The 18337-nt window shown below is 62.0% G+C and carries 15 protein-coding genes; 11 read left to right on the top strand and 4 right to left on the bottom strand.

The features are described 5' to 3' along the window. The first annotated feature begins 11 nt into the window (after positions 1–11). Entirely contained in the window at positions 12–500 is a 489-nt protein-coding gene (locus tag AAIL67_RS05640) for an META domain-containing protein (RefSeq protein ID WP_343483555.1), read from the top strand. Positions 501–503: 3 nt separating this feature from the next. Here AAIL67_RS05640 and AAIL67_RS05635 read toward each other — a convergent pair whose 3' ends face one another. The 3 genes from AAIL67_RS05635 to AAIL67_RS05625 all read right to left on the bottom strand — a co-directional run bounded on the left by AAIL67_RS05635 (position 504) and on the right by AAIL67_RS05625 (position 2837). Then, positions 504–857 (bottom strand): ribbon-helix-helix domain-containing protein, encoded by a 354-nt coding sequence (locus AAIL67_RS05635; protein WP_343483554.1) that lies wholly within the window; start codon positions 855–857, stop codon positions 504–506. Positions 858–975: 118 nt separating this feature from the next. Continuing rightward, the gene (locus AAIL67_RS05630) at positions 976–1557 is read right to left on the bottom strand and encodes a DJ-1/PfpI family protein (RefSeq protein ID WP_003060496.1); all 582 of its coding nucleotides are present in this window, start codon (positions 1555–1557) and stop codon (positions 976–978) included. A gap of 59 nt (positions 1558–1616) precedes the next feature. Continuing rightward, complete coding sequence (locus AAIL67_RS05625; RefSeq protein WP_034382255.1) at positions 1617–2837, bottom strand: mechanosensitive ion channel family protein; 1221 nt, start codon at positions 2835–2837, stop codon at positions 1617–1619. A 368-nt stretch (positions 2838–3205) separates the two neighbouring features. Between AAIL67_RS05625 and leuS the strand changes: the two genes are divergently transcribed. The 3 genes from leuS to holA all read left to right on the top strand — a co-directional run bounded on the left by leuS (position 3206) and on the right by holA (position 7737). After that, on the top strand, positions 3206–5914 hold the full coding sequence (leuS, locus tag AAIL67_RS05620) for a leucine--tRNA ligase (RefSeq protein ID WP_343483553.1): 2709 nt from the start codon (positions 3206–3208) through the stop codon (positions 5912–5914). A gap of 164 nt (positions 5915–6078) precedes the next feature. Next, positions 6079–6591 (top strand): LPS assembly lipoprotein LptE, encoded by a 513-nt coding sequence (lptE, locus tag AAIL67_RS05615; RefSeq protein WP_004340434.1) that lies wholly within the window; start codon positions 6079–6081, stop codon positions 6589–6591. Between the two features lie 99 nt (positions 6592–6690). Continuing rightward, positions 6691–7737 carry a DNA polymerase III subunit delta gene (gene holA / locus AAIL67_RS05610; protein WP_063662144.1) on the top strand — a complete coding sequence of 349 codons (1047 nt, stop codon included), beginning with the start codon at positions 6691–6693 and terminating at the stop codon, positions 7735–7737. A gap of 8 nt (positions 7738–7745) precedes the next feature. Here holA and AAIL67_RS05605 read toward each other — a convergent pair whose 3' ends face one another. After that, positions 7746–8054, bottom strand: coding sequence for a hypothetical protein (locus AAIL67_RS05605; RefSeq protein WP_034350740.1), 309 nt, complete (start codon positions 8052–8054; stop codon positions 7746–7748). Between the two features lie 107 nt (positions 8055–8161). On the opposite strand from AAIL67_RS05605, the gene AAIL67_RS05600 reads away from it, so the two are divergent. The 7 genes from AAIL67_RS05600 (at position 8162) to gshB (ending at position 18128) form a co-directional block, all read left to right on the top strand. Continuing rightward, positions 8162–9442, top strand: a complete 1281-nt coding sequence (locus AAIL67_RS05600; protein WP_063662142.1) for a glutamate-5-semialdehyde dehydrogenase — start codon at positions 8162–8164, stop codon at positions 9440–9442. Positions 9443–9525: 83 nt separating this feature from the next. Then, positions 9526–10986, top strand: coding sequence for a Trk system potassium transporter TrkA (gene trkA / locus AAIL67_RS05595; RefSeq protein WP_034405556.1), 1461 nt, complete (start codon positions 9526–9528; stop codon positions 10984–10986). 9 nt (positions 10987–10995) lie between these two features. Then, positions 10996–12462: a potassium transporter TrkG gene (locus AAIL67_RS05590; protein ID WP_004340449.1), complete on the top strand. Its 1467-nt coding sequence runs from the start codon at positions 10996–10998 to the stop codon at positions 12460–12462. Positions 12463–12540: 78 nt separating this feature from the next. Beyond that, positions 12541–13836, top strand: a complete 1296-nt coding sequence (gene gshA / locus AAIL67_RS05585) for a glutamate--cysteine ligase (protein ID WP_004340452.1) — start codon at positions 12541–12543, stop codon at positions 13834–13836. A 79-nt stretch (positions 13837–13915) separates the two neighbouring features. Then, a complete protein-coding gene (locus AAIL67_RS05580; protein WP_045839396.1) occupies positions 13916–15784 on the top strand; it encodes a potassium transporter Kup in 1869 nt (622 codons plus the stop codon). 138 nt (positions 15785–15922) lie between these two features. Next, positions 15923–17101 carry a benzoate/H(+) symporter BenE family transporter gene (locus AAIL67_RS05575; protein WP_343483552.1) on the top strand — a complete coding sequence of 393 codons (1179 nt, stop codon included), beginning with the start codon at positions 15923–15925 and terminating at the stop codon, positions 17099–17101. A gap of 79 nt (positions 17102–17180) precedes the next feature. Further along, complete coding sequence (gene gshB, locus AAIL67_RS05570; RefSeq protein ID WP_045839398.1) at positions 17181–18128, top strand: glutathione synthase; 948 nt, start codon at positions 17181–17183, stop codon at positions 18126–18128. Positions 18129–18337: the final 209 nt, after the last annotated feature.

The raw sequence follows: 18337 nt of genomic DNA, 5'->3' as shown, positions 1-18337 counted from the left end.
AGGTGTTTGTGATGACTGCTTTCTCGAAGCTGCATACCTTTCTTCGCCCTGCATTGAGCGCACTCTTGCTGTTGGGGAGCCTGGCAGTCGGCGCTGCGGATGCAGAGCCCGCAGCGTCCGAGGGCGAAGCCATGGCTACCGTGCCGGCACCGCTTCTCGATACCTACTGGAAACTGGTGCAGCTGGGTGACGGCCCGCATGTCAGCGCGTATGACAATCAGCCCGAGCCGCATCTGGTGCTGGAGACCGGCAGCGGCCGTTTTCATGGCGCGGGCGGCTGCAATCGCCTGCGCGGCAACTACAGCCTGGACGGGCGCTGGCTGCGATTTTCGGACGTGGGCGGCACCCGTATGGCCTGTGTGCAGGGCATGCGCCGGGAGCAACTGCTGCTGGCAACCCTGGCCCAGGTCAGCAGCTACGCCGTGCAGGGGCAGAAGCTGGTGCTCAGCGATGCCGAGGGGCGTGCGCTGCTGCGACTCGAGGCCGTGTATCTGCGCTGAACCTCAGTGCGTGAGTTGTGGGCTTGAGGACTTGAGTGACGAGGCATTGTCCAGCGAGCGAATCGGTATGCCCATGTCCTGTGGAATCTCGCCCGACAGCTGCAGCGCCAGATAGCGGGTGCAGCAGACGCGCAAAAAAGAGCTGAAGTTGTCCACCGCTCCGCGCTCGGTCAGCAGTTCGTCGTAGAGCTTGGTGCAGAGCTGGGGAACGGTATAGCCGTCCCGCGCGGCAATCTCTTCGAGTACCTGCCAGAACAGGTTTTCCAGCCGGATGCTGGTGGCGACTCCATGCAGCCGGATGGAGCGGGCCCGGTGGGCCCAGAGCTGCGGATCGGCGCTGATAAAGACCTGGCACATGGCGCGACTCTCCAGAACAAAACCGGGCCATGGTGTGGCCCGGCGACTGCTGCGTCAAGAGGTTAACTCTCGAATTGATAGCTTGCTACGCTGGATGGGAAAGCGCTGGATGCCGATTTCAGTGTGAAATCTTCGTGCCCAGCAGCGCGAGAAACTGGGCGATCCAGGCCGGATGGGCAGGCCAGGCCGGTGCGCTGACCAGATTGCCTTCGGTATGGGCCTGGTCGACGGGAATGTCGGCATAGCTGCCTCCGGCCAGTTCCACTTCGGCGCGGCAGGCGGGGTAGGCCGAGCAGGTGCGGCCCTTGAGTACGCCGGCCCCGGCCAGCAACTGCGCGCCATGGCAGACGGCGGCCACGGGCTTGTTGGTGTCGAAGAAGTGACGTACGGCGGCGCGCACGCTTTCATAGCCGCGCAGATACTCGGGGCCGCGGCCGCCGGGGATGACCAGGGCGTCGTACTGCTCGGGCTTGACATCGGCAAACGTGGCGTTGAGCGTGAAGTTGTGGCCGGGCTTTTCGCTATAGGTCTGTGCGCCTTCAAAGTCGTGGATGGCGGTCTTGATCTGGTCGCCGGCCTTTTTGTCGGGGCAGACCGCGTGCACGGTATGGCCCACGGCCAGCAGGGCCTGGAACGGGACCATGGTTTCATAGTCCTCGCAGTAGTCGCCGCAAATCATCAAAATTTTCTTGCCTGCCATGGTCTGTCTCCTTGTGGTTGGGTCAGGCCATTGTGGGCAGGCAGGGCACGCGGCAGGTATTAACGGGCTACTACATCGGGACGGGCGGGCGGATAGTGGGTGCCATAGTCCGACGAGCGCTGGTACAGCGTCAGCCCGAACTGCGGCAGCACACCGATCAGATGGTCGAAGATTTCGCCCTGTATGCCTTCGTACTCCACCCAGACGGTGGTGTTGGTGTAGCAGAACAGCTGCAGCGGCAGCCCCGTGGGCGATGTCTCCATGGTGCGCACCATGAGGAACATGCCCGGGCCTTTGCCAATGCGCGGATGGCCCATCAGATAGGCGTAGGCATAGGCCTTGAAGGCGGCCAGATTTGTCACCTGGTGGGCGGCGATGGCCTGGGTTGGCATGGCGGCCTCGGCCGCGCCCGGCATGGCCTGCAGGCCGTCGCGCTCGCTCCAGTAGGGTTGCAGCAGCGCGATATGGCCCATGCCCGCACGTTCCTCGGGCGAGAGCAGGTGCACGGTGTTGGCGTCCAGGTTCAGCGAGCGCATGATGCGGCGTCCGCCCGAGTCGAACATGCCGCGCCAGTTCTTGAAGCTGTCCGTCATCAGCCGCCAGGTGGGAATGGTGGTGATGGTCTTGTCCCAGTTCTGCACCTTGACGGTATTGAGCGCGATATCGGTCACAAAGCCGTCGGCGCCGACCTGGGGCATCTCTATCCAGTCGCCCACGCGCAGCATGTCGTTGCTGCCGAGCTGAACGCCGGCGACAAAGGAGAGGATGGTGTCCTTGAAGACCAGCATCAGCACGGCCGACATGGCGCCCAGGCCCGAGAGCAGCAGCAGCGGCGAGCGGTCCATCAGCGTGGCCACGATGAGCACCACGGCAAAGCTGCAGACCAGCAGCTTGCCCAGTTGCACATAGCTCTTGATGGAGTGGGTCTGGACGGCGGCTTTGCGTGCCTCGTCGCGTTCATGGGCCTCGTTCGTGGCATTGAGCAGATCGCACAGCGCGCGTGCCAGGTGGTAGAGCGTGAAGGCAACCGCCACATTGGTGATCAGCGTGGTCCAGCGCGGCTCCAGATGCGGCACGCCTTGCACGCCGAACTGCACGATCAGCGAGGGCACGACCTTGGCCAGGCGGCGCAGCACCTTGTCGTGCATGAGGATCTGGGCCCAGCCGGTCCTGAGGGTGTCGCGCATACGGCGAAAGACCTTGAGCCCCAGCCACTGGGTCAGCCAGCCGGCCACAAGAGCGGTCAGGGCCAGGATGCAGAGCGAGGCCAGCATTTGCATGGCGGGATTCCAGTCAGAAACAAAAGACCAGCGGGAAAGCAAGAGCAGCTCCTCAGAAGAATGGACCGGGGCAGGAGCGCAAGTCTGGCAACTTCGGGCAGAAGGCAGGCGATGGCGTCGGGCACGGAAACAGGCCGGTCAGACCGGCTGGCGTGCAAAAAGTTCAGCAATGTGTGAACAGCCACTAGCTTACGCAAAGCCGTATTTCCCAGCGTGGCGTGCAGGAAGGCCGCCCGGATGGCGCAGCGGGTTCTGCGGTCATGCGGGGCTAAAACGGCGCAAGCGGTCGGGCAGCCTAAAATCCCTGCTGATTTCAGATTTCTACCTTGCCGGGTCCCAAGTGGGGCTGGCGGCCACTGCACTGCACCATGCAAGAAAAATTCAACCACATTGAGGTCGAGCGCGCCGCGCAAGACCACTGGCAAGCCAAGGACGCCTACCGCGTCACCGAAGACGGCAGCAAGCCCAAGTACTACGCCTGCTCCATGCTGCCCTACCCCAGCGGCAAGCTGCACATGGGCCATGTGCGCAACTACACCATCAACGACATGCTCACGCGTCAGCTGCGCATGAAGGGCTACAACGTCCTCATGCCCATGGGCTGGGACGCCTTCGGCCTGCCTGCCGAGAACGCTGCGCTGAAGAACAAAGTGCCGCCCGCCAAGTGGACGTACGAGAACATCGCGTACATGAAGAAGCAGATGCAGGCCATGGGCCTGGCCATCGACTGGAGCCGCGAGGTCGCCACCTGCGACCCCGAGTACTACAAGTGGAACCAGTGGCTGTTCCTCAAGATGCTGGAAAAAGGCATTGCCTATCGCAAGACCCAGGTGGTGAACTGGGACCCAGTGGATCAGACCGTGCTGGCCAACGAGCAGGTCATCGACGGCCGTGGCTGGCGTACCGGCGCGCTGGTGGAAAAGCGCGAGATTCCCGGCTACTACCTGGGCATCACCAACTACGCCCAGGAGCTGCTGGACCATGTGCAGGTCGGCAACGAGAAGGCCACATTGAATGGCTGGCCCGACAAGGTGCGCCTGATGCAGGAGAACTGGATCGGCAAGTCCGCCGGCGTGCGCTTTGCGTTCACCCATGACATCAAGGGGGCTGACGGCCAACTGATCCAGGACGGCAAGATGTATGTCTTCACCACGCGTGCCGACACCATCATGGGCGTGACCTTCTGCGCCGTGGCGCCTGAGCACCCCCTGGCACAGCAGGCCGCTGCCGACAAGCCCGAACTGGCTGCCTTCATCGAAGAATGCAAAAAGGGTGGCACGACAGAGGCCGAGCTGGCCGTCAAGGAAAAGGAAGGCAAGCCCACGGGCCTGTTCGTCACCCATCCCATCACCGGCGCGCTGGTCGAGGTGTGGATCGGCAACTATGTGCTGATGAGCTATGGCGACGGCGCCGTGATGGGCGTGCCCGCCCACGACGAACGCGACTTCGCCTTCGCCAACAAGTACGGCCTGCCCATCAAGCAGGTGGTGGCCGTGGAAGGCCAGGCCGCTTATGACGACAAGCAGTGGAACGACTGGTATGGCGACAAGGAGCGCGGCGTACTGATCAACTCCGGCGATCTCGACGGTCTGAACCACAAGGATGCGGTGCAGGCCGTGGCCAAGATTGTGGGCGACAAGGGCCTGGGCGAGCTCAAGACCACCTGGCGCCTGCGCGACTGGGGCATCAGCCGTCAGCGCTACTGGGGCACCCCCATCCCCATCATTCATTGCGCCGATTGCGGTCCTCAGCCCGTGCCCGAGAAGGATCTGCCCGTGGTCCTGCCCCAGGATCTGGTGCCCGATGGCTCCGGCAATCCGCTGGTCAAGTCCGAGGCCTTCCACGCAGGCGTGGTCTGCCCCTGCTGCGGCAAGCCTGCCCGCCGTGAAACCGACACCATGGACACCTTCGTGGATTCGTCCTGGTACTTCATGCGCTATTGCGACGCCAAGAACAGCGAGCAGATGGTGGCCGACGGCGCCGATTACTGGATGCCCATGGACCAGTACATCGGCGGCGTGGAACACGCCATCCTGCACCTGCTGTATGCGCGCTTCTGGACCAAGGTCATGCGCGACCTGGGTCTGGTCAAGATCGACGAGCCCTTCACCAAGCTGCTGACCCAGGGCATGGTGCTCAACCACATCTACAGCCGTCGCACGGCCAAGGGCGCCAAGGAATACTTCTGGCCCAAGGATGTGGAGCATGTGTTCGACGACTCCGGCAAGATCATCGGCGCCAAGCTCAAGGTCGAAGTGGACAGCGCCGACGGCCTGCTGCCCGTGGGTACCGCCATCGATTACGAGGGCGTGGGCACCATGTCCAAGTCCAAGAACAACGGCGTGGACCCGCAGGATCTGATCGAGAAGTACGGCGCCGACACCGCACGTCTGTACACCATGTTCACCTCGCCCCCCGAGCTGACGCTGGAGTGGAACGACGCCGCCGTGGAAGGCAGCTATCGCTTCCTGCGCCGCGTCTACAACTTCGGCAGCAAGCTGACAGGCATGGACATGGCTTCCGCGGTGCAGAGCGTGGCCGGCGCCAAGTCGCTGGACGATGTGGAATTCGGCAAGGCGGCCAAGGCCCTGCGTCTGGAAATCCACAACGTGCTCAAGCAGGTCGAGTACGACTACTCGCGCATGCAGTACAACACTGTGGTTTCCGGCGCGATGAAGATGATCAATGCGCTGGAAGACTTCAAGGCCCTGGAGGACACCGGTGCCAAGGTGGCGCTGATCGAAGGCTTCGGCATTCTGCTGCGCGTGCTCTACCCCGCTACGCCCCATCTGGCGCATGTGCTGTGGAGCGAACTGGGCTATGCCAACCACCTGGGTGATCTGCTCGATGCCCCCTGGCCGCAGGTCGATCCCAAGGCCCTGGTGCAGGACGAGATCTCGCTGGTGCTGCAGGTCAACGGCAAGCTGCGCGGTGCGATCCTGGTGTCTGCCACTGCCGACAAGGCTGCCATCGAGGCGGCTGCACTGGCCAATGAGGAGTACCAGAAGTTTGCCGAAGGCCGTGCACCCAAGAAGATCATCGTGGTGCCGGGTCGTCTGGTGAATATTGTCGTGTGACCGGAGTCTCCCCCTGAGGCGTTTCGCGCCCAGGCGGCCCCGCCTTCCCCCTCTCTCGCTTCGCGGGAGGGGGACAATACCTTCGCTGCGGGGCGGCTTTTGCTCGGTATTTCTGGAGCAGGAGGCGATGCTCGCAGCAGGGCTTGAAGATTAGAGGACAGTTGATGCAAAAACGTACGCTGCTGGCCGCCATGGCCTTGACGCCTTTGCTGGGGGCCTGCGGCTTTCGCCTGCGCGGTGCGCCGAATTTTGTGTTTCGCTCCATTTATGTGCAGGCGGGGCGTGGTGCGCCCGTGGGCACTTTGCTGCGTCGCAGTCTGGAATCGAGCAGCGATCAATTGACCGTGGTCAAGGACCCGGCATCGCCCGATACCGCCGAGGTGATCTGCCAGATCATCAGCGAGCAGGCCCAGCGCGTGATCATCGGCTCCAACGTGGCTGGCCAGGTGCGTGAAATCGAACTGCGCCTGATCGTGCGCTTCTCGTTGCGCACGCCCGGCGGCGATGAGCTGATCGAGCCGGTCGAGATTCGCCAGATTCGCAACGTGACCTATAACGAAACCAATGCCTTGTCCAAGGCAGTAGAAGAGGAAATGCTGAACAAGGACATGCGCAACGACATCGTGCAGCAGATCATTCGCCGTCTGGCTGCGGTCAAGAGCCTGCAGGTGTCATAAGCCATTGCCTGAGTCGCCGGCGATGCGCCGGTGAATCTGATAGCTGCTGACGCTTGAATTCAGGGCGTTTCAGATACTTTTTATAGAAAACTTTTCTCCATGCAGCTTGCGCTGAACCAGCTTACCTCCCATCTGGCCAAGGGCTTGCGCTCGCTCTATGTGCTGCATGGCGATGAGCCCTTGCAGCAGCAGGAAGCGGCCGATGCGATTCGTGCAGCGGCGCGTGCTCAGGGCTATACCGAGCGCAGCAGCTATACCGTCATGGGCGCGCACTTTGACTGGAGCGGCGTGCTGGCGGCCGGCGGCAGCCTGAGCCTGTTTGCGGACAAGCAGATTCTCGAAATTCGCATTCCCAGCGGCAAACCCGGCAAGGATGGCAGTGCTGCGCTGCAGCAGCTGGCCAGCAGCGCCCAGGGCAACGACAGCACGCTGACCCTGATCAGTCTGCCGCGTCTGGACAAGGCCACCAGGACCGGGGCCTGGTTTGGGGCGCTGGACGGCAACGGTGTCTCGATCCAGGTCGACCCGGTGGAGCGCGGTGCGCTGCCGCATTGGATTGCCCAGCGTCTGGCGCTGCAGAACCAGCGCGTGGCGGCCGGGGAAGAAGGTCAGCGCACGCTGCAGTTCTTTGCCGACCGCGTGGAAGGCAATCTGCTGGCCGCGCACCAGGAGATTCAGAAACTGGCCCTGCTGCACCCCGAGGGCGAGCTGAGCCTGGCGCAGGTGGAGCAGGCCGTGCTCAATGTGGCGCGCTACGACGTGTTCAAGCTGTCCGAGGCCGTGCTATCGGGTCAGGTGGCGCGCAGCATGCGCATGCTGGACGGCCTGCAGGCCGAAGGCGAGGCCGAGGTGCTGGTGCATTGGGCGCTGGCCGAGGACATTCGAAACATCAAGCGGGTCAAGGACGCCATGGCGGGCGGCAAGCCCCTGCCCATGGCGCTGCGCGAGAACCGCATCTGGGGCCCCAAGGAGAGGCTGATGGAGCGGCTGCTGCCGCGTGTCAGCGATGCACGTGCGGCCGAACTGCTCCAGGCTGCCCATGCCGTGGACGGAATTGTCAAAGGCCTGCCCAGCGCGGGCTGGCCACGCGACAGCTGGCAGGCCCTGCGGCAGCTGGCCATGCAGCTGGCCCAGGCCGGGCGCTGATTTGCGGCTCAGTCGGGATTGGCAGTGAGCTGGGCTTGGGCCTTGTCGGCCCATAGGCGAAGATTGTCCAGCAGGTCCTTCTGGCTGAAGGAGCAGCTTTCCTCGGTGAACAGCGCGCTGGATTCGAGCCGATCCAGCAGATTGAGCAGCACCTCGCCATAGCGTGGCGGCAGTGCCGCAAGCAATGTGGTCGCGGCGCGTGCCTGCTGGCCGAGGGCGCTGGCGCTGATCTGTGAGCGGGCGAGCTGCTCGAATCCGCTGCGCAGCTGCTGGAGCTGGCGGGCGCTTTCCTGCAGCGCTGTGGTGTTGTGGCTCATAAGTCTCCTTGCGATTCAGAGGCCGAGTGTAGGTGTCAGCAGGGCCATAAACCTCCTCATGGTCGGGCTTGTCTGCGCAACTTGCTTATCTCGGCGAAAATCACGCCATGAACGCGCTCAATACCGTCGAATACATGCACAACCTCGGTGTACAGGCAAAAGCCGCCTCTGCACTGATGGCGCGTGCGTCTGCAGCTACCAAAAACAAAGCACTCAAGGCCCTGGCCCGTCTGCTTCGCGAGAACGTCGAGCCGCTGCAGATCGACAATGCCCGCGATCTGGAGCGTGCCGTGGCCAATGGCCTGTCGGCGCCCATGGTCGACAGGCTGCGACTGACGCCAAAGGTGCTGGAGACCTGCGCCGAAGGCTGCGAGCAACTGGCTGCCATGCCCGATGTGATCGGCGAGATCAGCGGCCTCAAGCAGATGCCCAGCGGTATCCGCGTGGGCCAGATGCGTGTGCCCCTGGGCGTGTTCGGCATGATTTATGAAAGCCGCCCGAATGTGACCATCGAAGCGGCCAGCCTCTCGATCAAGAGCGGCAATGCCTGCATTTTGCGCGGTGGCTCGGAGGCGATTGACTCGAACAAGGCGCTGGCCAAGCTGGTGGCCCAGGCGCTGGCTGAGGCCGGTCTGCCTGAAGACGGCGTCAAGCTGGTGGAGACCACCGACCGTGACGCCGTGGGCCAGCTCATCGCCATGCCCGACTATGTGGACGTCATCATCCCCCGCGGCGGCAAGGGCCTGATCGAGCGCATCAGCCGCGAGGCCAAGGTGCCCGTCATCAAGCATCTGGATGGCAATTGCCATACCTATGTGGATGACCCCTGCGACATCGCCATGGCCGTGAAGGTGGCCGACAACGCCAAGACCAACAAGTACAGTCCCTGCAACGCCAGCGAAAGCCTGCTGGTGGCCCGCGCCGTGGCTGCAGACTTTCTGCCCAGGATCGGTGCCGTCTATGCCGCCAAGGGCGTGGAGATGCGTTGCGATGCCGAGGCCCTGGCCATTTTGCAAACCGTCAAGGATGCCAGGCTGGCCCAGGCGGTGGAGCAGGACTGGTACGAGGAATACCTGGCCCCCATCATCAGCGTGAAGCTGGTGGATGGTGTGGACGAGGCCATTGCCCACATCAACAAGTACTCCAGCCACCATACGGAGTCCATTCTGACCACCAATCACCTGCACGCACAGAAATTCCTGCGCGAGGTCGATTCGGCCAGCGTCATGGTCAATACCAGTACCCGTTTTGCCGATGGCTTCGAGTTCGGACTCGGCGCCGAGATCGGCATCAGCACCGACAAGTTCCATGCGCGTGGGCCGGTGGGCATCGAGGGCCTGACTTCGCTCAAATACGTGGTCTTGGGCGACGGCGAAGTCCGCTCCTGAAATCCGTCTTCCGGAGAGGCTGCAGGCGCGGTCTTTTCCGGATATGACTCAATGCCGCAGCTTGGATCCCTTTCCATAACACCATGAAAATCATTATTCTGGGTGCCGGGCGCGTAGGCCAGAGTGTGGCCGAAAGTCTGGTGTCCGAGCAAAACGGAATCACCGTCATCGACACGGATGCGCGAGCATTGCGTGAGTTGGAGTCGCGCTTCGACCTGCGCGGCGTGGTCGGAAACGGCATCGATCCCCAGGTGCTGGCGGAAGCGGGCGCCAAGGATACCGACCTGCTGATTGCCTGTGCCTCCATGGACGAAACGAACCTGGTCTGCTGCAAGATTGCCCAGGCCGTGTTCGATATTCCGACCCGTATTGCGCGGGTGCGCTCGTCCAGCTTTGCGGTGGACGACCCGGTGCTGGGCAAGGAGGGTTTTGCGGTCGATCGCATCATCTGTCCCGAGGAATCGGTCACCCATTACATCCGCAAGCTCATCGAATACCCGGAAGCCATGCAGGTGCGCGCCTTTGCGGGCGGTCGGGCCGCATTGGCCTCGGTGCGCGCGCGCGCCGGCGCGCCTGCTGTGGGCCTGCAGATTGCCCAGGTGCGAGAGCGCATGCCCGAGCTGGCCATGCGCATCGTGGCGATCTACCGCCGTTTCATGGACGAGCCAGACCGGTTTGTGCGCTGCGACGGGGCCACGCGCATAGAGCCCGGCGACGAGGTCTTCATGCTGGCAGCGACCGAGCATGTGTCCGAGGCTCTCAAGGCCATCAATCTGCCCGAAGGCCGCCCGAGCCGGCCGGTGTTCCGCATCATGATTGCGGGCGGAGGTCAGGTCAGCCTGCGGCTGGCCAGGAAGCTGGCGCAGACGCCCGGGCGCTTTCACGTCAAGATCATCGAGTCCAACGCCCAGCAATGTCTGAGCCTGTCGTCGGCGCTGCCTGCCGAAGTGCTGGTGCTGGAGGGTGATGCCACCGATGAGGCCCTGCTGGAGGAAGAGGGCATCGAGGAGGTGGATCTGTTTCTGGCGCTGACGGACGACGATGAGGACAACATCATGTCCAGCCTGCTGGCCAAGCGCATGGGCGCGCGCCGTGTTCTGTCGCTGATCAATCGCCGCGCCTATGCCGATCTGATGCACGGCACGCAGATCGATATTGCGCTGTCGCCGGCGCAGGCCATGTTGGGCGAGTTCCTTGCTTACGTGCGCCGCGGCGATGTGCAGGCCGTGCACAGCCTGCGCCGCGGCGTGGCCGAGGCACTGGAGATCGTGGCGCGCGGCGACCGCAAAAGCTCGCGCGTAGTGGGGCGCAAGGTGGAAGAGCTGCGCCTGCCCGAGGAAGTGCATATCGGTCTCATTGTGCGCGGCATTCCAGAAGGCAAGACCTGCGAGGAAGTGGCGGGCACGGCATTGGAGACCGAGGTCATCATTCCGCGCAGCCATACCGTAATCGAATCCGGCGACCATGTGGTGTTCTTTCTGCCCAACAAGCGACTGGTGCGCAACGTGGAAAACCTGTTCCGCGTCAGCGCCACCTTTTTCTAAGCTGCACACATGAAAGACCTGCTTCCTGTCCTGCGTGTGCTGGGCATGCTGATGATCATGTTTGCCGGCGCCATGCTGCTGCCCTTTGGCATCTCCTGGTTCACGCAGGATGGCATCTGGCGCATCTATCCCTGGTCGATCGGACTGACGGTAGGCGTGGGCCTGCTGCTGTGGGGGGGGCTGCACCGTCACAAGCAGGATCTGCAACCGCGCCATGGCGTGATTCTGGTGACCCTGGTCTGGGTAGTGCTGCCGCTGTGTGCCATGGTGCCGCTGATGATGGGGCTGAACCGGGTGGGCATTTCCATCAGTCTCACCCATGCCTACTTCGAGGCCGTATCGGGCCTGACGACGACTGGGGCCACGGTGCTCAGCGGTCTGGATCAGTTGCCGGTGTCCATCAATGTCTGGCGTACCTTCATGCAATGGATGGGGGGTATGGGGATTCTGATTCTGGCCGTGGCCGTGTTGCCACTGCTGGGTGTCGGCGGTGCTCAGCTTTTCAGAGCGGAAGCTGCAGGTCCCGTCAAGGACACCAAGCTCACGCCGCGTATTACCGAGACGGCCAAAGGCCTGTGGGGTGTGTACGCGCTGTTCTCCATTGGCTGTTTTCTGACCTTCTGGGCCTGCGGCATGCAGCCGCTGGATGCGCTGATGCATATGTTCGCCACGGTGAGCCTGGGTGGGCTGTCGTCGCACGATGCCAGCTTCGCCTATTTCAACTCGCCGCTGCTGGAGGCCGCGGCCTTGCTGTTCATGTTGCTGGCAAGTTGCAACTTTGCGCTGTACTTCGTGGCCATGCGCAAGGGGCGCATCGATAGTTTCATGCGCGACCCCGAAATGCGCGCCACGATCGGCGTGTTGCTGGGCTCGGGCCTGCTGGTGGCGCTGCTGCTCTGGGTCAAGGGGGTCTATGGGCCGCTCGATGCCTTGCGCAACGGCATGTTCCATACCGTCTCGGTAGCCACGACCACCGGCTTTTCCACCACGGACTATCTGTCCTGGCCGGTGTTCATTCCTGTTTTGCTGTTGCTGTTGTCGGGGGTGGCCACCAGCGCAGGCTCGACCGGCGGCGGCATCAAGATGGTGCGCATGCTGATTCTGGTCAAGCAGGCCAGGCGCGAGATGACACGTCTGGTGCACCCGCGAGCCGTGCAGCCGGTGCGGCTGGGCGATGCGGTGGTAGATAACCCGATGATTTTTTCGGTGCTGGCCTACATGCTGGTTTACGGTGCCACCGTCATTGTGCTGAGCATGGTGCTGCTGCTGACCGATCTCGACCCTCTGACCGCGTTCTCTGCCGTGCTGGCCAGCGTGCACTGCATGGGACCGGGACTGGGCGCGGTTGGCCCATCATCCAACTACACGGTGTTGACGGATTTCCAGATCTGGGTGTGTACTCTGGGCATGCTGTTGGGGCGGCTCGAGATACTGAGTTTCATGGCTTTGCTGTCACCGGCGTTCTGGCGTCGTTGAAACAAAGACTGGGGAAAACACCTATCTCATGCTTCAATCTCTACAATTGCCCCCCACCATCGTCTCCTGAGGGTATTTATGGTTCCACATCTCGTCACGGCTTTGACCGGCCCCATTAACGAACTTGAGCAGCGCATTCTCGACTCCATGCCTGCCATTGAGCGTTGGTTCCGCCTGGAATGGATGGAGCACACGCCGCCGTTCTACTGTTCGGTGGATATTCGTAATGCGGGTTTCAAGCTGGCACCGGTGGATACCAATCTGTTTCCAGGCGGCTGGAACAACCTGACCGATGAAATGCTGCCACTGGCTGTCCAGGCTGCGATGGCTGCCATCGAAAAGATATGCCCCGAGGCGCGCAATCTGCTCATCATTCCCGAGAACCACACGCGCAACACCCACTATCTGGCCAGCGTGCTGCAGCTCAAGCGCATCTTCAGCATGGCGGGTCTCAATGTGCGCATCGGCTCCATCAGCCCCGAGATCAAGAAGACGCTGTCCATCACGCTGCCCCTGGGCGACGAGATCAAGCTGGAGCCGGTGATCCGCAGCAAGCGCCGTCTGGGCCTCAAGGATTTCGATCCCTGCACCATTTTGCTCAACAACGACCTCTCCACCGGCGTGCCCGGCATCATCGAGGAGCTCTACGAGCAATACCTGCTGCCGCCGCTGCATGCAGGCTGGAATGTGCGCCGCAAGAGCCGTCACTTCCAGAGCTACGAGGAAGTCGGCAAGCGCTTCGGCAAGCTGCTGGGCATCGACCCCTGGCTGATCAACCCCTTGTTCGGTCATGTGGAGAACATCGACTTTGCCGAAGGCACGGGCATGGAGGCCCTGGCCGAGCAGGTGGACGTGATCCTCTCCAAGGTGCGCCGCAAGTACAAGGAATACGGCATCAAGGAAAAGCCGTTTGCCGTGGTCAAGGCCGACAACGGTACTTATGGCATGGGCGTGATGACCGTGCGCGACGCCAAGGAGCTGGCCGCGCTGCCGCGCAAGAGCCGCAACAAGATGGGCGTCATCAAGGACGGCCAGACCGTGCATGACGTCATCGTGCAGGAGGGCGTGCTGACCTATGAGCGCATGCACAACGCCGTGGCCGAGCCCGTGGTCTACATGATGGATCGCTATGTGGTGGGCGGTTTCTACCGCATGCACCCCGAGCGCGGCGAGGACGAGAACCTCAATGCTCCCGGTGCGGGCTATGTGCCGCTGGCTTTCCAGCAGAGCAACCACCTGCCTCAGGCCAGCGCACGTCCGGGCGCCAGCGCACCCAACCGCTTCTATATGTATGGCGTGATAGCACGTTTGGCCATGTTGGCGGCCAGCTACGAGTTGGAAGCCACTAATCCCGACGCAGAAATTTACGACTGATTTCGCAGGCGCTGAGGACAGCGCACAATGCCGACAAATTGATCACTTGGTGACTGCCTTACGAGTCGCTTCCTGAACCGTGCAAAATTCGAAATCCTCGCTAGGCGCCCTGACCTTGGGCGCGATCGGTGTCGTCTACGGAGACATCGGAACCAGTGTTTTGTACTCGGTCAAGGAGGTTTTCGGCTCAGGCTATGTGCCGTTCACGCCGGACAACGTCTATGGCGTGCTATCGGTACTGTTCTGGACGCTCACGGTCATCGTCTCCCTCAAGTACGTGACCCTGGTGCTGCGCGCCGACAACAACGGCGAGGGCGGGCTGGTGGCCATGCTGGCCTTGGCCTCGCAGACGGTCAAGGACAGGCCGCGACTGTCCAGCACGTTGTTTCTGGTGGGTATGTTCGGCACCTCGCTTTTCTATGGCGATGGCGTTATCACTCCGGCGATTTCCGTGCTCTCGGCGGTCGAGGGCCTGGAGGTCATCTCGCCACATTTCACCAAGGCCGTGATTCCGCTGACGCTGGTGATTCTGTTTCTGCTGTTCTTCGTGCAAAAGCGCGGCACCGCAGGCATAGGCAAGTTCTTTGGCCCTGTCACCGTGACCTGGTTTGCCTGTATCGCCCTGCTGGGTGTGCACCAGATCATGGGGCATCCGGAAATCCTGGCGGCACTCAGCCCGCATTACGCGGTCCGCTTCATCTGGAACAGTCCTGGCATCAGCTTCATCATTCTGGGCTCGGTCGTGCTCTGTGTGACCGGTGCCGAGGCTCTGTATGCCGATCTTGGGCACTTTGGCAAGAAGCCTATCCGTCTGGCCTGGTTCAGCGTTGCCATGCCGGCGCTGACCTTGAATTACTTCGGTCAGGGCGCTTTGCTGCTGGCCAATCCCGAGGCAGTCAAGAACCCGTTTTTCATGATGGCGCCCAGCTGGGCGCTGCTGCCGCTGGTCATCATGGCCACCATGGCCACGGTGATCGCCTCGCAGGCGCTGATCACGGGGGCCTTCAGCGTGACGCGTCAGGTGATTCAGCTGGGCTACTTCCCTCGCTTTGAGGTACGTCACACCAGTGTGAAGGAGACCGGCCAGATCTATATGCCTCTGGTCAACTGGGGTCTGTTTGTGGCGATTGCGCTGGCTGTTCTGCTGTTTCGCAATAGCGGCAATCTGGCGGCGGCCTACGGTATTGCGGTGACGCTGGACATGTTGATCACCACCATGCTGACCTTCTTTGTCATCCGCTATCGCTGGAACTATTCGCTGGCCTTGTGCCTGCTGGCGACGGGCTTCTTCTTCGTGGTGGATCTGGCTTTCTTCGCCTCGAATCTGCTCAAGCTGTTTGAAGGCGGCTGGTTCCCGTTGCTGATCGGTGGCACGGTCTTTACCCTGATGATGACCTGGCGCCGAGGGCGCGAGCTGCTGCATCAGAAGTTGCAGGCGGATGCGCTGGATCTGCGTCAGTTTCTGGAATCCACCTGGCGTCATCCGCCCACGCGCGTGCCCGGCACGGCGGTTTTCCTCTCGGGGGAGCCCGGCACCGTGCCGCATGCGCTTCTCCATAACCTCAAGCACAACAAAGTGCTGCATGAGCGCAATCTCTTTGTGACCGTACGCAACCACGAAGTGCCCTGGGTCGGAATGGACAAGCGGGTGGAGTCCGAGTCGCTGGGCGGCGACTGCTGGGAAGTCATCATCCACTACGGCTTCAAGAACGAGCCCGATGTGCCTGCTGCGCTGGCGCAGCTGCGTACCCAGGGCTGCAAGCTGGACTCCATGTCCACCAGCTATTTCCTGTCGCGTGATGTGATCATCCCGCGCATGAACAACTCCATGGCGCACTGGCGCGAAAAGCTGTTCGCGCAGATGCACAAGAACGCGAGCCGGGTGGCTGATTTCCTGCACCTCCCGAGCAACTCGGTGGTGGAGCTGGGCTCCAAGATCGAGCTGTAAATACTTTGAGTCAAATAGGCCTTTGGCTCTTTATCCGCAAGCGCTGATAGCTATTGATTTTGACGTGATGATGGGCTTCGTCATTCGCGCTTACGCGGAGTGCATCATTTTGGGTGGGGCTGGTGCCAGAATGCACGGATGCGCTTTTTCAAAGACTTGAGTCCTGCCGCCGTGGCCGCAGGCTTTGTGGCCGTGCTTGTGGGCTTTACCAGCTCGGTAGCCCTGGTGTTTCAGGCGGCGCAGGCGTTTCATGCCACGCCTGAGCAGATTACTTCCTGGATCTGGGCACTGGGTCTGGGCATGGGTCTGTGCTCGCTGGTCCCGTCGCTGATTCTGCGCATGCCGGTCATGGTGGCCTGGTCCACCCCAGGGGCGGCGGTGCTGGCGACCGCCGGGCTGGCGGGTGGTTTCTCCATGGGGGAGGCGATCGGTGCCTTTATTGTCAGCGCGGCACTCATCATTCTGGTGGGGGTGACCGGCTGGTTCGAGCGCATCATGAACCGCATCCCCATGGAAATTGCGTCGGCCCTGCTGGCCGGCGTGCTGGCCAAGTTCGGCATGCAGGCTTTCTCTGCGGCCGAGACCAATCTGTCCCTGGTGCTGGTCATGCTGCTTGCCTATCTGCTTTCGCGGCGTATGGTTCCTCGCTATGCGGTCATCATCACCCTGCTGGCCGGAACCGCCTGGGCGGCGCTGAGCGGGCAGATGCAGTGGTCGGCCGTGCATGGCGGGCTGGCCATGCCGGTCTATACGGCTCCCGAGTTCTCGCTGCAGGCGCTCATCAGCCTGGCGTTGCCCCTGTTTGTCGTGACCATGGCTTCGCAGAATCTGCCAGGCGTGGCGGTGATCCGTGCCACGGGCTATCCGATACCGGTGTCCAAGGTCATCAGCATGACCGGCGTGGCGACCTTGTTGCTGGCGCCGTTTGGCGGCTATGCCCTCAACCTCAGCGCCATCACGGCGGCGATCTGCATGGGAGACGAGGCGCATGCGGACAGGGACAAGCGCTATACCGCTGCTGCTGTGTGCGGGCTGCTATATATTTTGATAGGTGTCTTTGGTGCGGTGGTCACGGGCCTGCTGACGGCCTTTCCCAAGGAACTGGTGGCCTGCATCGCCGGACTGGCCCTGCTGGGCTCCATAGGCGGCGGCATGGCGACGGCCTTCAAGGAGGAAAAGCACCGAGAGGCAGCGCTCATCACCTTTCTGGTCACGCTCAGCGGCGTTGTCATCGCAGGGGTGGGCTCAGCCTTCTGGGGCGTGGTCGCTGGCAGCCTGGCCTTGCTTGTCCAGAGCCTGCGTGCGCGCAGGGCCTGAGTATCTGCCGTCATATTGTGGTGTTTTGCCCGGCTGGGCATGATGCCGGTATCTACCTCTACCGCTAGAGTTTTTCACCATGCAAATACTGTTTGTTGCCGATCCGCTGGAATCCTTTGTCATCTACAAGGACTCCACCTTTGCCATGATGCGTGAGGCTCAACGCCGAGGACACCAGATCGTGGCCTGCGAGCCCCGCCATATCTCCTGGCAAAGCGGCGGCAAGGTCATGGCGCAGGTGCGCCACATCAGCCTGACCGGGGAACAAGACCGCTGGTTTGAGGAGACGCGAAGCGCTTTGACGGCACTGGCAGATTTTGATGCCATCGTCATGCGCAAGGATCCGCCCTTCGATTCCGAGTTCTTCTACGCCACGCACATGCTCGGTCAGGCCGAGCGTGAGGGCGCCAAGGTCTTCAACAAACCCAGCGCACTGCGCGAGCATCCCGAAAAGCTCGCCATCATGGAGTTTGCACAGTTCATCTCGCCCACCCTGGTCACGCGCAGCGCCCAGGACATCCGTGCTTTTCATGCAGAGCACAAGGACATCATCCTCAAGCCGCTGGACGGCATGGGCGGCATGGGCATCTTCCGGGTTGGCGAAGACGGTCGCAATCTCGGCAGCATCATCGAAACCCTGAATCAGGGCGGCTCCACCAGCGTCATGGTGCAGAAATTCCTGCCCGACATCGTTCATGGCGACAAGCGGGTGCTCATCATCGGCGGCAAGCCCGTGCCGTTCTGCCTGGCACGCATTCCGCAGGGCAATGAGGTGCGTGGCAATCTGGCGGCTGGCGGCAAGGGGGTTGCCCAGCCATTGGCGCAGCAGGACAAGGCAATTGCCGAGTTCATTGGGGAGCGTTTGGTGCAGCGTGGCCTGCTATTGATCGGACTGGATGTGATTGGTCACAACGTCACCGAGATCAATGTGACCAGTCCCACCTGCTTCCAGGAGATCTTTGATCAGACCGGCTGCGATGTGGCAGCACTGTTTGTTGATGCACTGGAGCAGGCAGCTAGCGCCTGAGAAGCGACAAAGAACCCCGGCAGGCAAGGCCTGCCGGGGTTCTTTGTCTGGATGTCCGTGTGGATGTTGCCTGGCCTGCCAAAATCTGTGTACAATTCAAGGCTTCACTGAGCGAAATGCAAATTTTTGCTAGTCGATCTGAAAGAAATCAGGCGGCAAAGTTGTGATAGAATTCAAGGCTTCGCTGATCGCAGCAAGCAACGAGATTT

The sequence above is a fragment of the Comamonas sp. A7-5 genome (assembly GCF_039581385.1).
Classification (GTDB): domain Bacteria; phylum Pseudomonadota; class Gammaproteobacteria; order Burkholderiales; family Burkholderiaceae_C; genus Comamonas; species Comamonas thiooxydans.
Note: the sequence above shows the minus strand (reverse complement) of the source record. Positions and strands in the feature narration are given on the sequence as shown.

Coding starts and splice junctions, on each gene's coding strand:
- AAIL67_RS05630 (WP_003060496.1), bottom strand. CDS start 1,557: ATGGCAGGCAAGAAAATTTTGATGATTTGCGGCGACTACTGCGAGGAC.
- AAIL67_RS05590 (WP_004340449.1), top strand. CDS start 10,996: ATGAAAGACCTGCTTCCTGTCCTGCGTGTGCTGGGCATGCTGATGATC.
- leuS (WP_343483553.1), top strand. CDS start 3,206: ATGCAAGAAAAATTCAACCACATTGAGGTCGAGCGCGCCGCGCAAGAC.
- AAIL67_RS05605 (WP_034350740.1), bottom strand. CDS start 8,054: ATGAGCCACAACACCACAGCGCTGCAGGAAAGCGCCCGCCAGCTCCAG.
- lptE (WP_004340434.1), top strand. CDS start 6,079: ATGCAAAAACGTACGCTGCTGGCCGCCATGGCCTTGACGCCTTTGCTG.
- AAIL67_RS05600 (WP_063662142.1), top strand. CDS start 8,162: ATGAACGCGCTCAATACCGTCGAATACATGCACAACCTCGGTGTACAG.
- AAIL67_RS05625 (WP_034382255.1), bottom strand. CDS start 2,837: ATGCAAATGCTGGCCTCGCTCTGCATCCTGGCCCTGACCGCTCTTGTG.
- holA (WP_063662144.1), top strand. CDS start 6,691: ATGCAGCTTGCGCTGAACCAGCTTACCTCCCATCTGGCCAAGGGCTTG.
- gshA (WP_004340452.1), top strand. CDS start 12,541: ATGGTTCCACATCTCGTCACGGCTTTGACCGGCCCCATTAACGAACTT.
- AAIL67_RS05635 (WP_343483554.1), bottom strand. CDS start 857: ATGTGCCAGGTCTTTATCAGCGCCGATCCGCAGCTCTGGGCCCACCGG.
- AAIL67_RS05575 (WP_343483552.1), top strand. CDS start 15,923: ATGCGCTTTTTCAAAGACTTGAGTCCTGCCGCCGTGGCCGCAGGCTTT.
- AAIL67_RS05640 (WP_343483555.1), top strand. CDS start 12: ATGACTGCTTTCTCGAAGCTGCATACCTTTCTTCGCCCTGCATTGAGC.
- gshB (WP_045839398.1), top strand. CDS start 17,181: ATGCAAATACTGTTTGTTGCCGATCCGCTGGAATCCTTTGTCATCTAC.
- trkA (WP_034405556.1), top strand. CDS start 9,526: ATGAAAATCATTATTCTGGGTGCCGGGCGCGTAGGCCAGAGTGTGGCC.